The organism is Stutzerimonas kunmingensis (assembly GCF_032106285.1).
GTDB lineage: Bacteria > Pseudomonadota > Gammaproteobacteria > Pseudomonadales > Pseudomonadaceae > Stutzerimonas > Stutzerimonas kunmingensis_B.
The window spans coordinates 1-21,881 of record NZ_DAMCPO010000023.1 but is presented as its reverse complement, the minus strand read 5'-3'; the positions used below and the strand labels follow the sequence as shown (position 1 = coordinate 21,881).

At 61.6% G+C, this 21,881-nt stretch carries 24 protein-coding genes, 3 tRNA genes and 1 pseudogene; 14 read left to right on the top strand and 14 right to left on the bottom strand.

What is annotated here, in order from left to right; genetic code table 11:
- Positions 1-6: 6 nt before the first annotated feature.
- Complete coding sequence (locus tag RT582_RS17185; protein WP_313478754.1) at positions 7-723, bottom strand: hypothetical protein; 717 nt, start codon at positions 721-723, stop codon at positions 7-9.
- A gap of 207 nt (positions 724-930) precedes the next feature.
- Between RT582_RS17185 and gacA the strand changes: the two genes are divergently transcribed.
- From gacA to RT582_RS17155, 6 genes are all read left to right on the top strand, one after another.
- Positions 931-1,575, top strand: coding sequence for a response regulator transcription factor GacA (gene gacA / locus RT582_RS17180; protein WP_003284948.1), 645 nt, complete (start codon positions 931-933; stop codon positions 1,573-1,575).
- Positions 1,575-3,398, top strand: coding sequence for an excinuclease ABC subunit UvrC (gene uvrC, locus RT582_RS17175; RefSeq protein ID WP_313478751.1), 1,824 nt, complete (start codon positions 1,575-1,577; stop codon positions 3,396-3,398). The genes gacA and uvrC overlap by 1 nt, the downstream gene beginning before the upstream one ends.
- Positions 3,399-3,431: 33 nt before the next feature.
- Positions 3,432-3,989 carry a CDP-diacylglycerol--glycerol-3-phosphate 3-phosphatidyltransferase gene (gene pgsA, locus RT582_RS17170; RefSeq protein ID WP_014820260.1) on the top strand — a complete coding sequence of 186 codons (558 nt, stop codon included), beginning with the start codon at positions 3,432-3,434 and terminating at the stop codon, positions 3,987-3,989.
- Between the two features lie 69 nt (positions 3,990-4,058).
- Positions 4,059-4,134 (top strand) — tRNA-Gly (locus tag RT582_RS17165).
- 46 nt (positions 4,135-4,180) lie between these two features.
- Positions 4,181-4,254: transfer RNA gene (locus tag RT582_RS17160), tRNA-Cys, on the top strand.
- Between the two features lie 152 nt (positions 4,255-4,406).
- Complete coding sequence (locus RT582_RS17155; RefSeq protein ID WP_014820259.1) at positions 4,407-4,652, top strand: hypothetical protein; 246 nt, start codon at positions 4,407-4,409, stop codon at positions 4,650-4,652.
- Here RT582_RS17155 and RT582_RS17150 read toward each other — a convergent pair whose 3' ends face one another.
- From RT582_RS17150 to RT582_RS17130, 5 genes are all read right to left on the bottom strand, one after another.
- Positions 4,653-4,835, bottom strand: a complete 183-nt coding sequence (locus RT582_RS17150) for a PLD nuclease N-terminal domain-containing protein (RefSeq protein WP_226686719.1) — start codon at positions 4,833-4,835, stop codon at positions 4,653-4,655. It lies immediately after the preceding gene.
- 110 nt (positions 4,836-4,945) lie between these two features.
- The gene (locus RT582_RS17145) at positions 4,946-5,176 is read right to left on the bottom strand and encodes a thioredoxin family protein (RefSeq protein ID WP_090520184.1); all 231 of its coding nucleotides are present in this window, start codon (positions 5,174-5,176) and stop codon (positions 4,946-4,948) included.
- An 8-nt stretch (positions 5,177-5,184) separates the two neighbouring features.
- Positions 5,185-6,495: a permease gene (locus RT582_RS17140; protein ID WP_023446609.1), complete on the bottom strand. Its 1,311-nt coding sequence runs from the start codon at positions 6,493-6,495 to the stop codon at positions 5,185-5,187.
- A gap of 157 nt (positions 6,496-6,652) precedes the next feature.
- Positions 6,653-7,732: an ACR3 family arsenite efflux transporter gene (arsB, locus tag RT582_RS17135; protein WP_014820255.1), complete on the bottom strand. Its 1,080-nt coding sequence runs from the start codon at positions 7,730-7,732 to the stop codon at positions 6,653-6,655.
- A gap of 48 nt (positions 7,733-7,780) precedes the next feature.
- Positions 7,781-8,863 (bottom strand): ArsO family NAD(P)H-dependent flavin-containing monooxygenase, encoded by a 1,083-nt coding sequence (locus RT582_RS17130; protein ID WP_313478746.1) that lies wholly within the window; start codon positions 8,861-8,863, stop codon positions 7,781-7,783.
- 194 nt (positions 8,864-9,057) lie between these two features.
- Between RT582_RS17130 and RT582_RS17125 the strand changes: the two genes are divergently transcribed.
- From RT582_RS17125 to arsJ, 8 genes are all read left to right on the top strand, one after another.
- Complete coding sequence (locus RT582_RS17125) at positions 9,058-9,471, top strand: arsenate reductase ArsC (protein WP_014820253.1); 414 nt, start codon at positions 9,058-9,060, stop codon at positions 9,469-9,471.
- A gap of 10 nt (positions 9,472-9,481) precedes the next feature.
- Positions 9,482-9,838: a metalloregulator ArsR/SmtB family transcription factor gene (locus RT582_RS17120; RefSeq protein ID WP_014820252.1), complete on the top strand. Its 357-nt coding sequence runs from the start codon at positions 9,482-9,484 to the stop codon at positions 9,836-9,838.
- 13 nt (positions 9,839-9,851) lie between these two features.
- The gene (locus tag RT582_RS17115) at positions 9,852-10,322 is read left to right on the top strand and encodes an arsenate reductase ArsC (RefSeq protein ID WP_313408886.1); all 471 of its coding nucleotides are present in this window, start codon (positions 9,852-9,854) and stop codon (positions 10,320-10,322) included.
- A gap of 19 nt (positions 10,323-10,341) precedes the next feature.
- A complete protein-coding gene (arsH, locus tag RT582_RS17110; RefSeq protein WP_313226195.1) occupies positions 10,342-11,055 on the top strand; it encodes an arsenical resistance protein ArsH in 714 nt (237 codons plus the stop codon).
- An 18-nt stretch (positions 11,056-11,073) separates the two neighbouring features.
- A complete protein-coding gene (locus RT582_RS17105; protein ID WP_230357283.1) occupies positions 11,074-11,568 on the top strand; it encodes a cyclin-dependent kinase inhibitor 3 family protein in 495 nt (164 codons plus the stop codon).
- Positions 11,569-11,578: 10 nt separating this feature from the next.
- The gene (locus tag RT582_RS17100; RefSeq protein ID WP_313478743.1) at positions 11,579-11,905 is read left to right on the top strand and encodes a YnfA family protein; all 327 of its coding nucleotides are present in this window, start codon (positions 11,579-11,581) and stop codon (positions 11,903-11,905) included.
- Positions 11,906-11,930: 25 nt separating this feature from the next.
- A complete protein-coding gene (locus tag RT582_RS17095; protein ID WP_313478740.1) occupies positions 11,931-12,935 on the top strand; it encodes an ArsJ-associated glyceraldehyde-3-phosphate dehydrogenase in 1,005 nt (334 codons plus the stop codon).
- A gap of 181 nt (positions 12,936-13,116) precedes the next feature.
- Entirely contained in the window at positions 13,117-14,331 is a 1,215-nt protein-coding gene (arsJ, locus tag RT582_RS17090; RefSeq protein WP_101275729.1) for an organoarsenical effux MFS transporter ArsJ, read from the top strand.
- Positions 14,332-14,373: 42 nt separating this feature from the next.
- Here arsJ and RT582_RS17085 read toward each other — a convergent pair whose 3' ends face one another.
- The 8 genes and pseudogenes from RT582_RS17085 to RT582_RS17050 all read right to left on the bottom strand — a co-directional run.
- The gene (locus RT582_RS17085) at positions 14,374-15,627 is read right to left on the bottom strand and encodes an alginate export family protein (protein WP_046621724.1); all 1,254 of its coding nucleotides are present in this window, start codon (positions 15,625-15,627) and stop codon (positions 14,374-14,376) included.
- Positions 15,628-15,764: 137 nt separating this feature from the next.
- Positions 15,765-15,944: a hypothetical protein gene (locus RT582_RS17080; RefSeq protein ID WP_014820245.1), complete on the bottom strand. Its 180-nt coding sequence runs from the start codon at positions 15,942-15,944 to the stop codon at positions 15,765-15,767.
- Positions 15,945-16,096: 152 nt separating this feature from the next.
- The gene (locus RT582_RS17075) at positions 16,097-16,783 is read right to left on the bottom strand and encodes an RES family NAD+ phosphorylase (protein ID WP_023446601.1); all 687 of its coding nucleotides are present in this window, start codon (positions 16,781-16,783) and stop codon (positions 16,097-16,099) included.
- Positions 16,783-17,187 (bottom strand): hypothetical protein, encoded by a 405-nt coding sequence (locus tag RT582_RS17070; RefSeq protein WP_044314453.1) that lies wholly within the window; start codon positions 17,185-17,187, stop codon positions 16,783-16,785. Before RT582_RS17070 ends, RT582_RS17075 begins: the two co-directional genes overlap by 1 nt.
- Positions 17,188-17,467: 280 nt before the next feature.
- Positions 17,468-17,554: transfer RNA gene (locus tag RT582_RS17065), tRNA-Leu, on the bottom strand.
- Positions 17,555-17,651: 97 nt separating this feature from the next.
- Positions 17,652-19,931, bottom strand: coding sequence for an ATP-dependent DNA helicase (locus RT582_RS17060; RefSeq protein WP_313478734.1), 2,280 nt, complete (start codon positions 19,929-19,931; stop codon positions 17,652-17,654).
- Entirely contained in the window at positions 19,928-21,565 is a 1,638-nt protein-coding gene (locus RT582_RS17055; RefSeq protein ID WP_313478732.1) for a VRR-NUC domain-containing protein, read from the bottom strand. Before RT582_RS17055 ends, RT582_RS17060 begins: the two co-directional genes overlap by 4 nt.
- Before the next feature lie 155 nt (positions 21,566-21,720).
- Positions 21,721-21,881 (bottom strand): annotated as a pseudogene (locus RT582_RS17050) (oxygen-independent coproporphyrinogen III oxidase); the annotation flags it as partial.

The following is a 21,881-nucleotide window of genomic DNA, read 5'->3' as shown; positions in this document are numbered from 1 at the left end:
GCTCGGCTACATCAACAATAGGAGCAAGGAGTAGCCGAGCGACCCGAGCAGAAATGCACCGAATCGGCTGTTCCTTTCCGTCGGCAGCTCCTCCTTCAGGACGTTGAGGATGATCGCGCCGGCGATGAAGGCGGTTACGGCCGACACACCCAGCTCCGAGAGCTCGATGACCGAGCCGAACGCCCAGCCGATCAGGGTTGACCCCGCCAGGATCCAGCGGCCGCGTCGGGCAAACAGGTCTTGGTGATCATGCTGAAGGGCCACATCGTTGACCATGAAGTGCAGCGACATGGCCACGGTGTACCAGACCAGTTCCAGCGCCTGGCCGGAATCACGGTTGGCGAGGATATGGCCGATCAGTGCGTTGTAACCGGCAAACGCACCTATGTGCAGCCAGAACACGCCCGCGTGGGAAGGTGCGCCTTCAGGCCGCTCGTCGCGGTGCTGCTTGATCAGCCGCTCGAACCCGTAGAAGCAGACCAGGCCGACCAGTGCCAGCAGATAGGCATGGTGTTCCAGGTAGCGCAGCGGGTGGAACCCGCTATCCTCCATCACCCTCTGCCCATCGGCCAGCTCGGGGAGCAGGTGGACGAAGACATAGGCAACGGCGACGCCGCCGGCTGCGGATAGCCAGCGGCTACGCGGTAACTGGTGGAGTTTGCTCAGTCTGCCGGCCAGCATGTGAGTGGCCGTCAGCACCAGTGCGGCGATCAGGGTAAGCATGGGAAATCCAGGGAAGTGGCCATCTGGTTTGTGACTTTGGCCGTTCATCGGCGTTCAGCATGCAATTCGTCGGCAGAGGGGATGGACTTATGATCTCGATCAGTTACCTGCGTCGTGATCGGCCAGGCCGATGATTTTTTTGATAGAGTTCGCTCCTGAAAAAGCGAGCAGCCAGCCAGCTTTTAGTACGGTCAATGAGGTGTCTGCTTGATTAGGGTGCTGGTGGTCGATGACCACGATCTGGTTCGCACGGGCATCAGTCGCATGCTGGCGGACATCTCCGGTCTTCAGGTGATAGGCCAGGCGGATTCCGGCGAAGACGCCATCCGCAAGGCGCGGGAACTGAAGCCTGATGTGGTGCTGATGGACGTCAAGATGCCGGGCATCGGTGGCCTCGAGGCGACCCGCAAGCTGCTGCGCAGCTACCCCGATCTGAAGGTCATCGCTGTGACCATATGTGAAGAAGACCCTTTCCCGACGCGCCTCCTGCAGGCTGGCGCGGCGGGTTATCTGACCAAAGGTGCGGCGCTGGAAGAAATGGTGCAGGCCATTCGCATGGTATTCGGTGGTCAGCGCTACATCAGCCCGCAGATCGCCCAGCAACTGGCGCTCAAATCCTTCCAGCCGCAGCTCAGCGAATCGCCATTCGATCTGCTCTCGGAGCGGGAAATCCAGATCGCATTGATGATCGCCAACTGCCAGAAGGTGCAAAGCATCTCCGACAAGCTCTGTCTCTCGCCGAAAACAGTCAACACCTACCGTTATCGCATCTTCGAAAAGCTGTCGATTACCAGTGATGTCGAGCTTGCCCTGCTGGCGGTTCGCCACGGGATGGTCGACACCGTCAACTGATGAGCGAAACCTTCGACCCATCGGCGTTCCTGGCCGCCTGCAGCGGCCGGCCGGGCGTCTACCGCATGTTCGACGCGCAGGCCAAACTGCTCTACGTCGGCAAGGCCAAGAATCTCAAGAAGCGTCTGGCCAGCTATTTCCGCAAGACGGGCCAGGCGCCGAAGACCGCCGCCCTGGTGGCCAAGATCGCGCAGGTCGAAACCACCATCACCGCCAACGAGACCGAGGCGCTGCTGCTCGAGCAGACCCTGATCAAACAATGGCGACCGCCTTACAACATCCTGCTGCGGGACGATAAGTCCTATCCCTATGTGTTCCTCTCGGCCGGTGAGTTTCCACGACTGAGTATTCACCGGGGTGCGAAGAAGGAGCCGGGACGCTACTTCGGCCCCTATCCGAGCGCTGGCGCGATCCGCGAAAGCCTTAGCCTGCTGCAGAAGGCCTTCTTCGTACGCCAATGCGAAGACAGCTACTACCGCAACCGCACACGTCCCTGCCTGCAGTACCAGATCAAGCGCTGCAAGGCGCCGTGCGTAAATCTGGTCGAGCCGGAGGAATACGCCGAGGACGTACGACATTCGGTCATGTTCCTCGAAGGCCGTAGCAATGCGCTGGCCGAAGAGCTGTCACGCAATATGGAAAAGGCGGCGATGAACCTCGATTTCGAGCGTGCCGCCGAGATTCGCGATCAGATCGGCATCCTGCGTCGCGTGCAGGATCAGCAGAGCATGGAGGGCGGCACTGGCGACGTGGATATTGTCGCCGCGGTGGTCAGCCCGGGCGGCGCCTGCGTTCACCTGATCACCGTGCGTGGCGGCCGGGTGCTGGGGAGCAAGAATTTCTTCCCGCAGGTGGCTATCGAGGAAAGTGTCGCCGAGGTGCTGCAGGCGTTTCTCGAGCAGTACTACCTGGGCGCCGCCGAACGCGATCTGCCGGGAGAGCTGATCGTCAACGCCGTGCACGAGGACTTTCCGACGCTGATCAGTGCCATCGCCGAGCTGCGCAGCTTCGATCTGACCATTACCCATCGCGTACGTGGCACGCGTGCGCGCTGGCAGCAGCTGGCGCTGACCAACGCGGAACAGGCGATGGCTGCACGCCTGGCCAATCGTCAGCATCTGTCCGCACGGTTCGACGCGCTGGCCGAAGCGCTGGAACTCGACGAACCGCCGATGCGCCTGGAATGCTTCGACATCAGCCATTCCAGCGGCGAGGCGACGGTGGCGTCCTGCGTGGTCTTCGGGCCGGAGGGACCGCTGAAGTCGGACTATCGACGCTACAACATCGAGGGTGTTACCGCGGGCGATGACTATGCGGCGATGCACCAGGCGCTGTCCCGGCGTTTCCGCAAGGCAGCGGAGGGCGAGGGCAAGCTACCGGACATCCTGCTGGTCGATGGCGGCAAGGGCCAGCTGAACATGGCGCGTGAAGTGCTCGAAGAACTGGCCGTGCCGGATCTGATCCTGCTCGGCGTGGCCAAGGGTGTGACGCGCAAGCCGGGGCTGGAAACCCTTTACCTCAACGATGCGGCTCACGAGTTCACGCTTCCCGCAGACTCGGCGGCGCTGCACCTGATCCAGCAGGTGCGCGACGAGGCGCACCGTTTCGCCATTACCGGCCACCGTGCCAGACGCGGAAAAGCGCGGCGAACATCGACGCTCGAAGGTGTCCCTGGCATCGGACCGAAGCGCCGTCGCGAACTGCTTACGCATTTCGGCGGTCTTCAGGAACTGTGCAGAGCCAGCCTCGACGAGATCGCCAAGGCACCCGGCATCAGTAAAAAGCTTGCCGAGTCGATTTATGCCGCCCTGCACAGTGAGTAAACTGTCCCTGAATTCCGCCGATCAGTGGTACCGATGAATATCCCGAACCTGCTCACCGTTCTACGCGTACTGCTGATACCCATCTTCATTCTGCTGTTCTACCTCCCGTTCTACTGGAGCTATATGGCCGCGAGTGCAGTATTCACCGTGGCCGCGCTGACCGACTGGCTCGATGGCTACCTGGCGCGCCGTCTCGAGCAAAGCACGCCGTTCGGTGCCTTTCTCGATCCGGTGGCCGACAAGCTGATGGTCGCTGTAGCGCTGGTGTTACTGGTCGAAGAGCATTCGAACCTCTGGCTGACATTGCCGGCAGCAATCATCATCGGTCGGGAGATCGTCGTCTCGGCATTGCGCGAATGGATGGCCGAGCTGGGCGCTCGCGCGCAGGTGGCGGTGTCGAACCTGGGCAAGTGGAAGACCGCTGCGCAGATGGTCGCGCTGGTGATCCTGCTGGCCAATCCGCCGCAGCCAACAATCTGGGTCGGGCTGGGTTATGCGCTGTTGATCGTGGCGGCGGGGCTGACGCTTTGGTCGATGATCAATTACCTGATGGCTGCCTGGCCGCACCTGAGCACCTCAGAAAAGAAATAAAAACTTTTTTAATCAAGGGGTTGACGGCAGCATTCGATCGTATAGAATGGCGCCCGTCACCAAGACAACGCGGGAATAGCTCAGTTGGTAGAGCACGACCTTGCCAAGGTCGGGGTCGCGAGTTCGAGTCTCGTTTCCCGCTCCAGTTTTTAAGATCGCGCCGCAGTAATAATGCGGCGCCTTCGTTTTGAGGCCGGTTGGCAGAGTGGTTATGCAGCGGATTGCAAATCCGTGTACGCCGGTTCGATTCCGACATCGGCCTCCATATTGAAAAGCCCCAAGCAACTAGTTGCTTGGGGCTTTTTCTTTTGCGCGGCTAAAAGCCAAGCATCTTGATACGCCAATTAGTTTGGCAACGAGCGACTCCGTAAAGGCTATCTATACTTCGAGAGCGCCTTTCGCGCGAGGAGAACAGCCATGCGACGCCTCACAGCTTTTACCCTTGCCGTCCTGTTCAGCACGCCGCTGCTGGCGATGCACTGTCCCATGGACATGGCCAAGATTGATGAGCAGCTCGAAACCAATCCGCCCAAGGATGCCGCTACGCTGCAGCAAGTTCGTGAGTTGCGTGCTGAGGGCGAGCAGCTGCATCAGGCTGGCAAACATGCCGATTCGGTAAGGGTGCTGGGCAAAGCGCTGTATCTGTTGGGGCTGAAGCCCTGATCAGCGCGCCCGGCGCAAGCCGACCAACAGCCAGAACAGCAGTCCCAGTATCGGGAAGACGGCAATACCGATTGCCCAAAGCGCCTTTGCGCCTACGGTTCGCTCACTTTTGAAGACGCTGATGATCGCAAGCAGATTCGCGGCTATCAGCGCTACCGCGACCGCTATGGCCAGGTACGTCATCGAATCGGACACTTCTCGCTCCTCCTGACAGTTCAACTATCAGGCCGTGAACTGCACAGAACGGTTCCGATCGACAGTCGTGCCGCATTGCAGCATTGCGACGAGATCACTCAGCCCAGCAGCTGCTCAAGCTCATCGCTGCTTGGCACCTTGCCCTCCACGACAATATCCTCATCAACTGCGAGCGCAGGGGTGCGCATGACGCCCGCGTCGATGATGGCGTTTACGTCGGTGACTTTCTCGACCTCGAACTCCAGGCCGAGTCGCCGCGCGGCAGCTTCGGCGTTGGCGGAAAGCTGTTGGCACTTGGCGCAGCCAGACCCATAAACAGTCAGTTTCATTGTCGTCCTCACATCAGTTGGCCATAGAGATAGCCGCTGAGCGTGGCCATGACCACTACCAGCGAGCAGTACACGATCGTTTTCTGCGTGCCGAGCACGGTACGAATCACCAGCATGTTCGGTAGCGACAACGCAGGCCCCGCCAGAAGGATTGCCAGTGCCGGGCCCTTGCCCATTCCTGCGCCCAACAGACCTTCCACGATGGGTACTTCGGTCAGGGTAGAAAAATACATGAAGGCGCCGAGGACCGAGGCGAGGAGGGTGGACGTGAAGCTGTTGTCGCCCACAGCCCAGACGACCCACTCGCTGGGAATCAGCCCTTCGTGGCCGGGGCGGCCGAGCAGCATGCCGGCGATCAGCACCCCGCCAAGCAGTAACGGCATGATCTGTTTGGTGAAGTCCCAGCTCTGACCGACCCATTCCTGGCTTGCTGCGTTCTGGCGACTGGCCTGTAGCATCAACCCCGCGATGCCTATGACCATGGCAAGCTCTGGCCATTGAGGCGCAAGCAGAGCGCTCGCAGCGACCAGCGCGCCAATCATGAACAACGGTCGTACCGACCAGTTCCAGCGACGCACCAGCAATGACGCCAGCAAGATGGCGAGGGTTGCGGTGATCGGCCACTTCCAGGCATGCACGGCCATCCAGGCCGAGTTCTCCGCGCTGGCCCAGTTGGCGAATACCAGAATGCCGATCATCAAGCTGAACAAGGCGACGATGTCGCCGAGCGGGTGCCCGTCGTCGTCACCGGCGAAACCGCGGGCACTTTTGGCCGCACGTGCAGCCTCCTCGCGGCGGTAGAGCAGGTGCATGATGGCGCCGATTACCAAGGCGAACACGATGGCACCAACGGCTCGAGCGATCCCGAGCTCGGCGCCAAGCACCTTGGCGGTGACCACGATGGCCATGACGTTGATCGCCGGCCCCGAATAGAGAAAGGCGATTGCTGCACCCAAGCCGGCACCGCGCCTGTAGATGCCGCCAAACAGCGGCAATACGGTGCAGGAGCACACCGCCAGCAGCGTGCCGGCGATGGATGCCACACCGAACGCCACGGGCTTCGGCGAAGCCGGGCCCAGGTGCTTCATCACTGCGCCCTGGCTGATGTAGACGGCCATTGCGCCCGCGATGACGAAGGCTGGCAGCAGGCAGAGGATCACATGTTCACGGGCGTACCACTGCGTCAGGCGCAGGCCTTCCAGTACTGCGTTTTCGAAACGGGGCTGGCCCATCGGCAGGAAGAAGATCAGCAGGAACGCCGCGCACATTCCGAGCAGCACTTTGGCTTCGGTGGGATGGCGCCGCCAGAAATTACCCAAGTGCGCTCTCAGCGAAATTGGTGTGTCACTGGTCGAGGCAGGCTGCTCTTGTGCGGGGCTGTCCATGTCTGTGGTCCTCTCAGGCGTCTGCATCGATGGTAGTCAGCCTGCGCGCCGCCCTGCTGATCAGGGTCAAGCGAAGGTGAGTGGTTCCAGCTCAATCAGCCGGCAACGCCCGGTTGTACCAGTCACGGCTGCGGTTGATGCTGCGCACCAGCCAGAGCATAACCGGCACCTCGATCAACACGCCCACAACAGTCGCAAGGGCCGCACCGGAATTGAAACCATAGAGCACGATTGCAACGGCAACCGCTAGTTCGAAGAAATTCGAAGCACCGATCATTGCAGATGGGCCGGCAACATCATGGCGAACCAGGAAGCGACGGTTGAGCCAGTAGCCGAGCCCGGCGATGAATAGTGTTTGCAGCAGGATCGGTACCGCGAGCATGGCGATGATCAACGGCTGGGCCACGATCGCTTCGCCCTGGAAGGAGAACAGCAGGACGAGGGTCGCCAGCAACGCCACGATGGAAAATGGCTGCACCTTCGCCAGTGCCGCCTGAAAGGCCGGCTCACCGCGCTTCATCAGCCGGCCGCGAATGAACTGGGCGATGGCCAGCGGAATGACGATGTACATCACTACCGAGAGCAACAGGGTATCCCAGGGCACTGGAATCGACGACACGCCGAGCAGCAGGGCGACGATTGGCGCAAAGGCAAACACCATTACCACGTCGTTCAGCGCCACCTGGGTCAGGGTGAAATTGGCGTTGCCGTTGCAGAGATTGCTCCAGACGAAAACCATCGCCGTGCAGGGTGCGGCGCCCAGGAGGATCAGGCCAGCCATGTAGCTATCGAGCTCGGAAGCCGGGAGCCACGGCGCGAAGACATGTTTTATGAATACCCAGCCGAGCAGGGCCATGGTGAATGGCTTGACCGCCCAGTTGACGAACAGCGTGATGCCCATGCTCGCCCGTTGTGCATAAACCTCCCGCAGCGCCGAGAAATCGATTTTCATTAGCATCGGGATGATCATCACCCAGATCAGCAGGCCGACCGGAATGTTCACATGGGCGATTTCCAGCGCGCCGACCGCTTGTGCGGCAGCGGGCAGTCCCAGACCGAGGAGGGTGCCGGCAACGATGCAGAGAAAGACCCAGAGCGTCAGATAACGCTCGAAGAATCCGAGCGGGACGCCGGCCGCTTTCTTCCCGGCCACTTCACATTGACTGGACATCGCTAATTACACCTTTTCGCATGATGATCGGGATTGCATCGGTGGTTGCTAGGGGCGCTGCGGGGACGTTGCGGCAAGTGCCTGAACGACCTCATCGACGGTACTTCGCGCCGTGCGAGTGACGCCGATCAGCGTGGCAGATGCCATGCCGGTCCAGTCGCCGTAGCCCACCAGCCAGAGATTGGGTTGCTTCACGACACGGGTTCCTTCTACCTGTACTTTGCCATCGGCCTCGATGATGCCGAGTTCACGAAGATGATCCAGTGCCGGGCGGAAACCTGTGCACCAGATCACCGCGTCCAGGTCCTCACGACGCCCATCCGCCCACTCGACTCCCGTTTCGGTGAAGCGCGCGAAGGGGCGCTCGGCCACCAGAACGCCGCGCTCGCGAGCTTCGCGCACCGGCGGCACCATGACGATGTCACCGAAGCCGCCGGCCGGCTCGTCGATGCTGCGTCCATCCTGCTGCGCCTTCCAGCGCGCGGTGGCGCGCTCGAACAGCACGCGGCCGTCGACATCGTCGGGCAGAAACGCAGGTGGCTCCTGAGTGACCCAGCGTGTCTCGCTGACTCTGGATAACTCGGCGAGGACCTGCGCGCCGGAGTTGCCACCACCTACCACCATCACCCGTTTACCTGCGAAGGGACCAGGGTCACGGTAGTGAGCTGAGTGAATCTGCGCACCCTGAAAAAGCTCGCGCCCTTCATAAGGCGGAACGAAAGGCTTGCTCCAGGTGCCCGTCGCACTGATGACTGCGCGAGCCAGCCAATGCTGATCGCCTGCTTGCACACGCCAGAGATCGTCGAGGCGGCTGATCGTATCGACTCGAACCGATCGCTGAATGGGAAACCGGTAGCGATCTTCGTAGCGTCGCAAATAATCGATAACATCGCTGCGCGTGGGATTGCCCGGCTCGACCGGAGCAGGCATCGGCCAGCCGGCAATCGAGCTCCAGGCGGCGGGTGAGAACAGTCTCAGCGACTCCCAGGCGTGCAGCCATGCGCCGCCGGGACTGGGCTGTTCATCCAACAGCAGATAGGACAGCGACGCGCGGCGCAGAAAGTACGCAGTCGTCAGGGCGGACTGTCCTGCGCCAATGATGATGACATCGAGAACATTGGGTGCTGTCATCAAGCGGCTCCCGTGAAGGCGGATATTCGTTCGAATAAATATATGCGATGCGGAATATACGCCTCTTGTTCCGGCGCAACAAACTCGCCTTCGACAGCGCCCAGTAAATAGCCAGCCTAGCTCGAGAGAGCGCTTTACTTGCTTATGCGCTAAGCAATATATTCGCCCAAGCATATCTTATGGGGAACGGCTTCATGGCCTACAAATCGCGTGTCCTGTTCGTCTGCGTCGCCAACTCGGCACGCTCCCAGCTCGCCGAGGCGTTGCTGCGGCATACCGATTCGGAGCACTTCGAGGCGTTCAGTGCAGGCACCGCTCCCACCCAGGTCGATCTACGAGCGTTGGCAGCGCTCGAGCAGCTTGGCGTTGCGACAGTGGGTTTGCACAGCAAATCGCTGGAGGAAGTGGAAGGGCAACCGTTCGATTTCGTGATCACGCTGTGTGATAAGTCATCGTTGGAATGCCTTGCACTGCCTGGTGCGGGCGAGTACATCGCCTGGAACTTCGAAGACCCTGCCACCAGCGACCAACCGGATGCCTACCGGCACACGCTTCACGAGATACATGAGCGGATCAAGATGTTCGTGTTGGTCAAGAACAAGCGCTGAGAAGATATCAATGGTCGAGCACCTGACACCTACCACTGTATTCAAATGCCTGGCAGACGAGACTCGCGTGCGGATCGCGTTGCTCGTCGCCCGCGAAGGCGAATTGTGTGTCTGCGAGCTGACCTGTGCGCTGGATGAGAGCCAGCCAAAGATCTCGCGGCATCTGGCGCTGCTGCGCGGATGCGGAATTCTGGAAGACCGCCGTCAGGGCCAATGGGTCTACTACCGACTCCACCCGCACCTGCCTGACTGGGTGACCGACATGCTGCAGCCGATCCTGGCCGCTAACAAGAATTGGCTGGGCGATAACGTGCAGCGCCTCGAAAGTATGCGCAACCGCCCAGAGCGCGCCAGCTCATGCGCCTGAATCAAGAACGACCATGAAGATTCTCTTTCTCTGCACCGCCAACAGCTGCCGCAGCATTCTGGCCGAGGCGCTGTTTAACCATCTCGCGCCGGCCGGCATGCGCGCGTTCAGCGCCGGCAGCGAGCCAAGAGGCGAGATCAATCCACTGACGCTTGAGGCGCTGGCGCGGGCCGGCATTGCGGCTGATGGCTTGTATAGCAAGAGCAGCGACGCGCATCAGGCGCTGAATCCCGACTTCGTCATTACCGTCTGCGACAAGGCCGCTGGCGAAGCGTGTCCGGTGTATTTCGGGCCGGCCACCAAAGCGCACTGGGGGCTTGTCGATCCTTCCGAGAGCGTCGGTAGCCCCGAGGAAATAAAAGCGGCGTTCGATGCCACGCTGGTCAGGCTCAAGCTACGTTTCACCGCGTTTCTCGCGCTACCGCTCGCTCAACTGGATGCCGCTACGCTGAGAACCGAGCTGGCGCGCATCGGCACACTTTGAACTTAGCAGGACATGCCTAATGAACGACGATCTGCCCAATATCGACCCAGATCTGCTGGATATGCCTGACCTTGACAAGCTTGCTCTGCCGGCAGGTCCAGAACACAGGCCACGCGTCCTGCTGCTCTATGGCTCTAACCGGGAGCGTTCCTACAGTCGTCTGCTGGTACAGGAAGCTGCGCGCCTGCTCGAGCGTTTCGGTGCCGAGACGCGCATCTTCAATCCGTCCGGATTGCCGCTGCCGGACGATGCACCGGACAGCCATCCGAAGGTGCAGGAGCTGCGCGAGCTGATGCAGTGGTCGGAAGGTCAGGTGTGGTGTTCGCCGGAGCGTCACGGCTCGATGAGCGCGGTGTTCAAGGCGCAGATCGACTGGGTGCCGCTGGCCATGGGCGCGGTGCGGCCGACCCAGGGCAAGACGCTGGCGATCATGCAGGTCAGTGGAGGCTCTCAGTCGTTCAACGCGCTGAACCAGATGCGCGTGCTGGGCCGCTGGATGCGCATGATCACCATCCCGAACCAGTCCTCGGTGGCCAAGGCCTTTCTCGAATTCGACGACGCCGGCCGGATGAAGCCCTCGGCCTACTACGACCGCGTGGTGGATGTGATGGAGGAGCTGATCAAGTTCACCCTGCTGGTGCGCGGTCGGGCCGACTACCTGGTCGATCGCTATTCGGAACGCAAGGAGTCGGCCGAAGCGCTGTCCCGTCGCGTCAATCAACGCTCCATCTGACTTTCAGGAATCGCCCGCGTGTCCCATCCCTACGACATCCTCGATGTACCCGGCAGCGCCGGTCAGCTGATCTTCACACCGTGCCCCGGCAGCAAGGGCACCAGCGTCGACGAGGCGCTGGCTACCCTGCAAGCGGCCGGCGCTGACGCGCTGATCACCCTGATGCCTGCTGAAGAGCTGGCGCGCAACGAAGCGACGCAGCTGGCGCAGCTCTGCGTCGAGCGCGGCCTCGAGTGGTTTCACCTGCCGGTGGCTGACGAACAGGTGCCGCTGGCGGACTTCGACCAGGCTTGGGAACAGTCGGCGGATCGGATCAATGAGCTGCTGGATGCCGGCAAGCGCATCGCCATTCACTGCAAGGGCGGCTCCGGTCGTACGGGCCTGATCGCAGCGCGCATCCTGATAGACCGCGACGTGCCGCGCGCGACTGCCGTCGCCAGCGTCCAGGCGTTGCGCCCCAAGGCTATCCAGCATCCGGCCCATGTCGGCTGGATCGAACGCTTCGGCGCATGACGGGCTTCGCATGCTGAAAACCCTTGGCCTGTTCGTCATTACCGCGATAGCGGAGATCGTCGGCTGCTATCTGCCATACCTCTGGCTGAAACAGGGCAAGAGTATCTGGTTGCTGCTGCCAGCTGCGCTTTCCCTCGCGCTGTTCGCCTGGCTGCTGTCGCTGCATCCCACCGCCGCCGGGCGCGTGTATGCGGCGTACGGCGGCGTGTATGTCGGCGTGGCGCTGGTCTGGCTGTGGCTGGTCGATGGCGTTCGCCCGACCTGGTGGGACCTGCTTGGCTGCGCCGTGGCGATGCTGGGCATGGCGATCATCATGTTTGCGCCACGAACTTCCTGATTCACCTTTTAAAAGCGAGTCATCCATGAGCATCAAAGTTGGCATCAACGGCTTCGGCCGCAGCGGACGTCTGGCACTGCGCGCGGCATGGGATTGGCCGGAGCTGGACTTCGTGCAGATCAACGATCCGGCAGGGGACGCGGCCACCCATGCGCACCTGCTGAACTTCGACTCCATTCACGGTCGCTGGCAACACGAAGCGGGATCCGATGGCGACTGTCTGGTGATCGACGGTCAGCGGGTAAAGGTCAGCGCCAACAAGGCGATCAGCGAAACCGACTGGTCGGGCTGCGATCTGGTCATCGAGGCCAGCGGCAAGATGAAGACCGTTGCCGTGCTGCAGCAATATCTGGAGCAGGGCGTCAAACGCGTCGTGGTCAGCGCGCCGGTGAAGGAGCCGGGTGCACTGAACATCGTCATGGGCGTCAACGATAGTCTGTTCGATCCGGCGCAGCATCGCATCGTCACCGCGGCATCCTGCACCACCAACTGCCTGGCGCCGGTGGTCAAGGTGATCCATGAGCAGCTCGACATCCGCCACGGTTCGATCACCACCATCCATGACCTGACCAATACCCAGAGCATTCTCGATCAGCCGCACAAGGACCTGCGCCGCGCTCGGGCCTCGGGCATGAGCCTGATTCCCACGACTACCGGCTCGGCCACGGCGATCGCTGAAATCTTCCCGGAGCTGCGCGGCAAGCTGAACGGCCATGCCGTGCGCGTGCCGCTGGCCAATGCCTCGCTGACCGATTGCGTGTTCGAAGTGGAGCGCGCTACCGATGCCGCTGAGGTGAACCAGCTGCTCAAAGCCGCGGCAGAGGGCGAGCTGAAGGGCATCCTCGGGTATGAGGAGCGGCCGCTGGTTTCCATCGACTACCGCACCGACCCGCGCTCGTCGATCATCGATGCGCTGTCGACCATGGTGGTCAACGGCACTCAGGTGAAGATCTACGCCTGGTACGACAACGAATGGGGCTACGCCAACCGCACCGTGGAACTGGCGCGCATGGTGGGGCTGGCAGGGTGAGATGCCGCTGAGAGGCGTTCGCTGAGAGCGGTGCGGGCTATGGAAGAAGGGCAGGTAGGGTGGGCTGGAGCCCACCCTACGGCAAATCCGTGACTCGAATCCCCGACCTTGTTTCTCGGCATGCCACGCCATCGCCAATCTAGCTGCGCAGTACACCTGCTCAATCAATCCGGAACCGACCATGCAAGCCTTTGCCAGACTGTCCCCCGAGGTGCGCCAGTACCTGATCGTCACCGGTAACTACTGGGCGTTCACGCTCACCGACGGCGCGCTGCGCATGCTGGTGGTGCTGCATTTCCATTCGTTGGGCTACACGCCACTGCAGATCGCGGCGCTGTTCCTGTTCTACGAGGTGTTTGGTGTTGTCACCAATCTGGTTGGCGGCTATCTCGGCGCTCGACTCGGCCTGAACCGGACGATGAACCTTGGCCTGGCGATGCAGGTGGTGGCGCTGCTGATGCTCACCGTGCCAGCGGCGTGGCTGACGGTGCCTTGGGTGATGGGTGCGCAGGCGTTGTCCGGTATCGCCAAGGATCTGAACAAGATGTCGGCCAAGAGCTCGATCAAGCTCCTGGTACCCGACAGCCAGCAGGGCACGCTGTACAAGTGGGTGGCCATCCTCACCGGCTCGAAGAATGCCCTCAAGGGCGTGGGATTTTTCCTTGGTGGCGCACTGCTGACGCTGCTGGGATTCGGCGGCGCGGTCCTGGCGATGGCTGCGGTGCTAGCCGTGATCTGGATCGGCAGCCTGGTGCTGTTGAAAAAGGATCTTGGCAAGGCGAAGGCCAAACCGAAGTTCAAGGACATCCTCTCCAAAAGCCAGGCAATCAACGTACTGTCGGCCGCGCGGCTGTTTCTCTTCGGGGCTCGCGATGTCTGGTTCGTCATCGCGCTACCGGTGTACCTGAGCACCGTCTTCGGCTGGAATTTCTGGATGGTCGGCGGCTTTCTGGCCTGCTGGATCATCGGCTATGGCATCGTCCAGTCGATAGCGCCGGCCATTACCGGCAAGCGCAGCGGCAAGGTACCGGATGGACGTGCGGCCTTCATCTGGGCCGCGCTGCTGGCGGCGCTACCGGCGGCAATCGCTGTGGGCCTGACAACTGATGCATCGCCGCAATGGGTGCTGATCGGCGGGCTGCTGCTGTTCGGTGCGCTGTTCGCAGTGAATTCCTCGCTGCACAGCTATCTGATCGTCAGCTACGCCAAGGAAGACGGCGTTTCGCTGGACGTGGGGTTCTATTACATGTCCAACGCCATGGGTCGGTTGATCGGAACCCTGCTCTCCGGTTGGGTGTTCCAGGCCTATGGGTTGCAGGCTTGCCTGTGGGTATCGTCACTTTTCGTGCTGCTCGCCGCGATTATCTCCCTGCGCCTGCCTCGTCACACGCGATAGCTGAGTAGGGAAGGTCGGGCGCGAACGCCCGACCCGTATCGCTTAGTAGCTGTACTGCAGCTGTGCCCAAAGTTTCTCGGTATCCACCGAATAGTCGTCCGCGTCGTAGCCGGCGTACTTGACCGTTGCGACCAGCCCTTTGACCAGCGGGATGGCGCGGCTGTAAGCGATGTTGATCTCTTCCCCGTACTGCTCGCTACCACGCTCGGCGCGGAAGTCGTGGTACCAGGCCTGCAGCGTGCCGCCCAAGAGCGGTAGTGTGCCCCCCAGGTAAACGTCCTGCACACCGTCCGCGGGCGTCAGCAGGAAGGTGTCGGCCCAGCCCTGAAAGGCGTGCTTGGTGGCCAACGGCGTCTGGAAGGCGCGATTGCCCGGCCCCGAGTCGCCGCCCAGTACTTCCACGCCCGCTTTAAGAGTCGCACCCTTGAGGGCGTAGCCAAGTTCGGCCAGGTAGTACTCGCTGCTCAGCTCCTGTGGATTGTCGGCGTAGTCCTGCTGGCGTGCATATTCAAGCGCATAGCTGATGCCGTGGAGGGCACCGTTCAGACGCAGACCTGTGGTCTTGCTGGACAGGGTGCCGAGCGCAGCGGCGGGTGCAGTGGCGATGTTGTCCAGTCCCAGCAGATAGCTGTAGGCGGTGGCCGTCAGCGCCGGTGAGTGAGCGTAGCGGGCGTTGAACAGATGGCTGTGGCCTTCGATATTGGCCGGGTTGGCGCGATTGTCGAAACGGTTGTCGCCCGGGCCGAAGGTCGTGTTGATGTTGTTGATGTAGGCGTAAGTCAGGGTCAGCTTGTCGAGCGGTTGCAGCTGGCCCAGCACACCGTCGTAGGTTTGTTCGCTCTGCCGCCAATCGACGCCACCGACGAAGCGCTGGTTGTCCAGATTGATGCGCTGACGGCCGGCAATGGCGTTGCCGAACGCGTGGTCGTAGCGCAACAGCGCCTGGTTGATCTCGCTGCCGTCGGGGTCGGCTACCACGGAGTAATCGGTCTGGCCGTTGCGTGTGCTGTTGTAGGCGGCATCACCCAGGCGGCTTACGTTGTCTGCCTCGACCAGAGCCGACAGGCCGTACCACTTGCCGGTCTGAAAGCCGACGCGGGTGCGCAGCGTCTGGGCGTTGGCGTGCTCAAGTGCGTTGTCCTGATCGACGTGCTCGTAGCGATAGCGCACATCCAGAATCGGTTTCGCGTCGGTGAACAAGCTGCTGAAGGTTTCCTGAGCGAAAACCGCCGGACTGCATAACAGGCCAGCGCTCAGCAGGTAGGGGGTCAGATGATGGGGATGCAGGTTCTTCATGTGTCGCTCCTTGGTTGACATCGGAGCGAAAGATAGGCTGCTTACTATTTTTGCCATTGACAGCCGTCAAGGCCACAGAAAAGCTCTGGAACAGGCCTTGCGACCCGTTCGCGAGGCCTGACAGGAGTCGAGCTTAGCTAGCTGTGTACGGCGGTTCTCAGCATGCCGATATCATGTGCGGCGCGCTGAATCAGTGCGGCAGCGTTCGGCCCGGCCTTGTCATGACCGTTACGACGCCCGCGGCGCCAATGCACCATGGGCTGGAGTGCACTGATATCCGATCGGGTAACCAGTTCTTCGAGTGATCGCTTGCTCATGTTCGCGTCCTCACGTCGTGAGTTCGGTGGAGCGTCCTTGCGCCATGGGGAGTCCATGAGCAGACGATGCGCGATGATTGTTACAGCGGTTTGGCAGCACGGCGCAATCGGATGGCCGGTGCAGGGAGGAGAAGACGGCTAACGCGCCAGCATCAGACTTCGGTGATCGCGCTGACGCTGGTGATGCCAGCGTTCCAGATCATCTCGTAGTGTGCGGTCTGAACGATGGACAGTACGCGCCGCGGCGTCATGAGTGCCCAGCAGTGCCGGCCTGGGCTACGTACCGAGTGATACCGCAACCCGGGGAATCCCTCTTGCCTGGCGAGGCGACCGAACTGGCGGGACTGGAAGTAATCATCCGCGTCGTAGATCGGATCCGACATCGACACGCTCGTGGCATCCAGCAGCCCGGCCTCGTTGAATTGACATGACAACCCGCGGAAAACGAACCGCTCGAAGTTCAAGCCTACGACATTCGACCAGTAGTGCTCCTGGTGATACCGCACCTCGGCCAGTGCCGTTTCCATGCTGTCGGCCAGATACAACACGCCGTAGCTGCCATCGCTGAAACGAGAGCCGGCTGGATTCACGTGGGTGAACGGCGCCGTAGCGTAGGAGCAGCCCGGAATGCCGAATGGTATTTCTGACCGAGGAATCAGCTCGAGGCGGCCAGTTTCGTTGTGCAATCTCGGGTTTGTCAGCGCCTGCAACTGATAGAGGATTTCAAATTCCTCGGCGTCGGCTACGTCATCGAACAAATCGATGGGGGGATACTTGGAGTTCACCAGCCGATAGGCCTGACAACGGGCATCGGCCCGCACGGGAAGCCCTTTTGGCACTACCACTGCGCGCCTCGCAGGCTGTCGATACGACGGAACGACTCGTACAGGGAAATCATGTCCCCCTGAGCCATTACCTCCAGTGGCGATCGCCCGTTGAAGAATTCGTTGTGATTGGGCATTGCCGGAAAGCCGTAAGTGTTTTCCGGGTTATCGAAGATCAGCCGAAGTGCTGCGTGGATGTTGAGAATGAAACTGACGCGCTGCATCTGGTCGGGGTCCAGACTGACCGACCAATCTGCATTGCGGAGTTTGGCCCGTGCGTGAGTACTGCGGGAGATACGCAGTATCCGACAGGCCTGTTCGGTAGACGCCTGCCATTTTTCGAGAACGTTCACCGCAGTTCGAAGGCCGGCGGCGCACTGGTCTTTGGTAAACGCGGGTGCCTGAAGAGTCGCAGTCATGGCAATTGCTCGGTTAATTCCATGGACTCAGCATAGCATCTTATGTGTCTGTAGACACAATTATGCACACGCTATCTTTCTGGATACTGATAACGGCAACAGTGCGAGTGCCGGCAAGTTCGATATGAACTCAGCCAACAACCAGGCTGGTCATTGCGTTCGGTGGGTAAGGAGTTTGCCAAGCGTTACGGTGGTGACGGGAGTGCTCGCGTCAATTGCAAAAGATCAGCAATGCGCAAATGACACTGCGAAGCTGGAAGGCTGAAAGCCGCGTAAAGACTGGTGCCCGGAGCGGGGGTCGAACCCGCATACCCTTTCGGATGAGGGATTTTAAGTCCCTTGCGTATACCAATTTCGCCATCCGGGCGGAGGCTGCGTAGCAGTGCGCCGATGGGGAGTCGGCGGCGCAGGACTATAGCGAGCCTCCGGACACCACGCAACCCGAACGGCGCCGTTGCGTGGCCTCAGTCGCTGGAAACTGGCGAAAGCTGCCACCAGCTCGGCAGCAGGCGGCGTATCTGCGACCGGCCGAAACGGTCGTCGATCAGGTGCACGACGCCTTCATCGCTCTGTGTGCGGATAACCCGCCCCGCAGCCTGCACGACTTTCTGCAGCCCGGGGTAGAGGTAGGTGTAGTCGTAACCCAGGCCGCGGCCGAATAGCTGCTCAAGGCGTGCCTTGAACTGCTCGTTGACCGGATTGACCTGTGGCAGGCCGAGGGTGGCGATAAAAGCGCCAATCAAGCGGTTGCCTGGCAGGTCGATGCCTTCGGCGAATGCGCCGCCGAGCACCGCAAAACCGACGCCCTTGCTGTGTTCGGTGAATCGGTCGAGAAATGCACTGCGGGCCGCTTCCTGCATGCCGCGAGTCTGCTCCCAGAAGGGCACGTCCGGATACTGCTCGCGCAGCAGGGCGGTCACCTGTTGCAGGTAATCAAAGCTGCTGAAGAACGCCAGGTAGTTGCCGGCGCGCTCGCGATATTGCTGGGCGATGAGCGCAACCACGGCACCCAGCGAGGCCTGGCGGTGCTGATAGCGGGTCGAGACATGCTCGGCCAGGCATACCCGCAGCTGATCGGCCTGGAATGGCGATTCGACCTCGATCCAGGCGCTACCCGTGGGCAGGCCCAACATATCGGCATGGAACCGGCGCGGGTTCAGCGTGGCCGAGAACAGCACCGTCGAACGAGCCTGTTCTAACCGTGGCGCGAGGAAGGGCGCTGGAACCACATTGCGCAGGCACAGCATCGAACGCTTGGTCTTGCCGCGGCCAGTTGCGGGTAACAGGCTGATATCGAACAACGAATGCTCGCCGAACAGTTCGGCGATCCGGCAGAAATGCATGGCATCGAAATAGGCCCGTTGCAGCTCTGCATCCAGCCCGCCGGGCTGTTCGCCAAGGTAATCGGTGACGGCGCTGACGGCCTGTTGCAGCGCGCCGAGCAGCTTGAGCGGCAGCTCGGGCTGCACCTGATAATTCGCCAGCTGCTCGCGATGCAGGTCGTTCCAGCAGCGCTGTACCCGACCCAGCGGGCGTTTCAAGGGCGCCGGCGCCTTGCCGCCGAGACCGGCAAAGACCCGCTGATCGAGCTCGGCGCTGTACATGCCGCGCGCGCGTTCGAGCAGGTTGTGCGCTTCGTCCACCAGCACGCTGATACGCCAGTCATTGTTGAGCGTCAGGCCGTAGAGCTGGGCGCTGATGTCGAAATAGTAGTTGTAGTCGCCGACCACGGCGTCCGCCCAGCGCGCCAGCTCCTGGCTGAGGTAATAGGGGCAGACCTGATGGGCGAGGGCGACCTCTCGCAGGGCCGCTTGGTCGAGCATGCTGTGCTGCAATGCCGCTGCTCGGGCCGCGGGCAAACGATCATAGAAACCCTTCGCCAACGGGCAGGATTCGCCGTGACAGGCCTTGTCCGGGTGCTCGCAGGCCTTGTCACGTGCGATCAACTCGAGCACACGCAATTCACCCGCGCCGTTGCGCTGTAGCGTTTGCAGTGCATCCAGCGCCAGGCGGCGGCCGGAGGTCTTGGCAGCGAGAAAGAACAGCTTGTCGAGCTGCTGGCCGGGAAACGCCTTGAGCTGCGGAAACAGCGTGCCCAGGGTCTTGCCGATACCGGTCGGCGCTTGCGCCATGAGCGTGGTGCCGGTACAGGCTGCCTTGTACACCGCCTCGGCGAGTTGCCGCTGGCCGGTGCGGAAATCGGCATGAGGAAAACCCAGCGCGGTGAGCGCCTGATTGCGCGCGTCGCGATGGGCCAGTTCCTGTTCGGCCCAGTCGAGAAACGCCTGACACTGGGTTTCGAAAAAAAGGCGCAGGCTCCGTGCTCCGTGGCGTTCGACGAAGAGGGTTTCCTTGTGGCTGGCGACGTCGAAATAGACCAGTGCCAGCTCGACCTCGTCGAGCTGGCGCGTCTGACACATCAGCCAGCCGTAGATCTTCGCCTGCGCCCAGTGCAATTGCTGATGGTTGGCCGGCTGACGTTCCAGATCCCCGCGGAAGGTTTTGATTTCTTCCAGGCGGTTCCGCGCCGGGTCGTAGCCATCGGCGCGGCCGCGCACCATGAGTTTTCCGTATTGGCCCTCCAGAGCCACTTCACGTTCGTAGCCCTCGCCGCGCCTGGCGCTGACCTGGGCGTGGCCGGCGATGCCTTCCAGCGCGGTGGGCGATGGTGTGAAGCGCAGGTCCAGATCGCCGACCTTGGCGGTGAATTCGCAGAGCGCGCGCACCGCGACCCGATAGCTCACGCCATGACCTCAGCCCATTGCACATGGCAGACCGCAATCGGCAGACCGTGCTGATGGGCGTAATCGATCCAGCGCTTCTGGTTGTCCTGCAGGCGGTCGCCCGGGCCTTTCACCTCGATCATCCGGTAGCGGCGTTCTTCGGGCCACAGCTGGATGAGGTCCGGTAGGCCAGTGCGATTGCCGCAAACATCGGCGAGGATGCGCTGGAACATCAGCTTCAGATGCGCGGCGGGAATGCACGTCAGGGCATGGGTCAACAGCTCCTCGTCGAGCAGCCCCCAGGCAACGAACGCGTTATGAATGCCGAGCTTTGCCTGGAAGGTGCGCCAGATGCAGTCGCGGTAGTCGTCACTGTCGAGACAGGCCAGGCATGCGGCAAACAGGTCGGCACGCCGTTGATGAAAATCCGCACGATTCAGATCGGCCGGCGCCCAGTGGAAAGGGTGGAAGAACGCACCGGGCAACGGTGCGAAGATCGCGTCCCAGCAAAGCAAGCCGAACAACGAGCCGACCAGGGCATTCTCGACGTAGTAGACCGGCGCGTCTGGTATCGACAGGTGCTCGCGCACCGCATGCTCGACGCTACAGCCGGCCCGGGGCAGGATCAGGTCGAGCTGCTCCGGCTTGCGGTTGAGTGAGCGCAGCGTAGGGATACCCAGGCTGCGCTGCAGGCGCGGCTTGATTCGCTGCAGTTGCTGCAGTTCGTGCTCACTCTGCGGCGCAGCCTGCGCCTGATCCAGCAGCTCCAGCGCTGCTGCAGGCTGGCCACAGCGTTCGAGCACGCGAATCGCGCGCTCGCGGGCACCGGGATAGCTATTGGAGGCATGCAGGCGCAGGGCTTCCGGCAGGTCACCGATGCGTTCGAACTGCTGGCCGATGCTCAGCAGCAGCTTGCCGCGGCGGCTTTCCAGCCAGGCGTTGGCATAGGGCTCATCGGGCACGTCGGCCAGCACGTCGCTCAATGGCTCGCCGGTATCGAAACGCTCGCGGCAACGATGCAGATGCAGATAGGCATCCAGCTCGGTGCGGCAGTTGAAGGCGCGGGAGCTGGGCGAGAAGACGACCTGCTCGTAACGGTAGATGCCGAGGTCGGCCAGAACGAACTCGGACCAGTCCTGATGGATGTTGCCGAAGAACAGCAAACGCAGGCGCTCACAGAGCTCGTCGATGCATAACGCAAATACCGCGTCTTCGATCTGGCCGCACCACGCCTGAAACGGCTTGGCCATCTGGTGGTCGGCGCGCAGCTTATCCAGCAGCTCGGCCTTGCGCAGGCTGGCTGATGCAGACGACCCGAACACCTGCAGCAGCTCGCCTTTGGTCAGCAAAGCGAACAGCTGCTCGAGCGTCAGCGCCGAAGACGCATCGACCCACCCCTGATCGATCAATGGCTCTACCGCGCGACGCGAGCAGCCAATCTCCGGATAGTGCAGCTTGCTTGCTCGAAACAGCATGCCCTTGCGCATCACCATGCGCACCAGCAGCGCCTGGGAAGGCTGCGGCAACAGGGCGAAACGCTCGATAAATGCCAGCTCGGTTTCATCCAGCAGGTCACTGTGGTGACGGCTCACCCAGGCCAGAACCTGTCGGAAGTTTTCGAGGTAGTAGAAGGGATTTTCCAGGGCCTGACGCATTGCACATCCGCTGCAGCTGGGGCGCGCGCGGCCCGCTCAAAGACTGGCTATTTATACAGTTTGAGCGGCGTTTGGCAATTGCCCGGTGATCAGCGGAAGCCTCACCAGCTACAGCAGGCGGCTAGACGCCGCCTGCTGTGACGTCGTTGGCGAGGTCAGACCGTGCGCGAAAAACGACCGCGCTGCTCGCCGCCGAGATAGGCGTCGAAGGCCATGGCGACGTTGCGCATCATCAGCTGCCCTTGCGGTAAGAGGACCAGCGCATCGTCGTGCAGCTCAACCAGGCCATCGGCCACCGGTTCGGCGAGCTTTGCCA

Excerpts from the sequence above, each read along its gene's own strand:
- RT582_RS17115 (WP_313408886.1), top strand. The coding sequence starts at position 9,852 with ATGAAGATTCTCTTTCTCTGCACCGCCAACAGCTGCCGCAGCATTCTG.
- uvrC (WP_313478751.1), top strand. The coding sequence starts at position 1,575 with ATGAGCGAAACCTTCGACCCATCGGCGTTCCTGGCCGCCTGCAGCGGC.
- RT582_RS17080 (WP_014820245.1), bottom strand. The coding sequence starts at position 15,944 with ATGAGCAAGCGATCACTCGAAGAACTGGTTACCCGATCGGATATCAGT.
- RT582_RS17085 (WP_046621724.1), bottom strand. The coding sequence starts at position 15,627 with ATGAAGAACCTGCATCCCCATCATCTGACCCCCTACCTGCTGAGCGCT.
- RT582_RS17150 (WP_226686719.1), bottom strand. The coding sequence starts at position 4,835 with ATGACGTACCTGGCCATAGCGGTCGCGGTAGCGCTGATAGCCGCGAAT.
- pgsA (WP_014820260.1), top strand. The coding sequence starts at position 3,432 with ATGAATATCCCGAACCTGCTCACCGTTCTACGCGTACTGCTGATACCC.
- RT582_RS17120 (WP_014820252.1), top strand. The coding sequence starts at position 9,482 with ATGGTCGAGCACCTGACACCTACCACTGTATTCAAATGCCTGGCAGAC.
- arsJ (WP_101275729.1), top strand. The coding sequence starts at position 13,117 with ATGCAAGCCTTTGCCAGACTGTCCCCCGAGGTGCGCCAGTACCTGATC.
- RT582_RS17070 (WP_044314453.1), bottom strand. The coding sequence starts at position 17,187 with ATGACTGCGACTCTTCAGGCACCCGCGTTTACCAAAGACCAGTGCGCC.
- RT582_RS17095 (WP_313478740.1), top strand. The coding sequence starts at position 11,931 with ATGAGCATCAAAGTTGGCATCAACGGCTTCGGCCGCAGCGGACGTCTG.
- RT582_RS17130 (WP_313478746.1), bottom strand. The coding sequence starts at position 8,863 with ATGACAGCACCCAATGTTCTCGATGTCATCATCATTGGCGCAGGACAG.
- arsB (WP_014820255.1), bottom strand. The coding sequence starts at position 7,732 with ATGTCCAGTCAATGTGAAGTGGCCGGGAAGAAAGCGGCCGGCGTCCCG.
- RT582_RS17155 (WP_014820259.1), top strand. The coding sequence starts at position 4,407 with ATGCGACGCCTCACAGCTTTTACCCTTGCCGTCCTGTTCAGCACGCCG.
- RT582_RS17125 (WP_014820253.1), top strand. The coding sequence starts at position 9,058 with ATGGCCTACAAATCGCGTGTCCTGTTCGTCTGCGTCGCCAACTCGGCA.
- RT582_RS17145 (WP_090520184.1), bottom strand. The coding sequence starts at position 5,176 with ATGAAACTGACTGTTTATGGGTCTGGCTGCGCCAAGTGCCAACAGCTT.
- RT582_RS17185 (WP_313478754.1), bottom strand. The coding sequence starts at position 723 with ATGCTTACCCTGATCGCCGCACTGGTGCTGACGGCCACTCACATGCTG.
- arsH (WP_313226195.1), top strand. The coding sequence starts at position 10,342 with ATGAACGACGATCTGCCCAATATCGACCCAGATCTGCTGGATATGCCT.
- RT582_RS17055 (WP_313478732.1), bottom strand. The coding sequence starts at position 21,565 with ATGCGTCAGGCCCTGGAAAATCCCTTCTACTACCTCGAAAACTTCCGA.
- RT582_RS17100 (WP_313478743.1), top strand. The coding sequence starts at position 11,579 with ATGCTGAAAACCCTTGGCCTGTTCGTCATTACCGCGATAGCGGAGATC.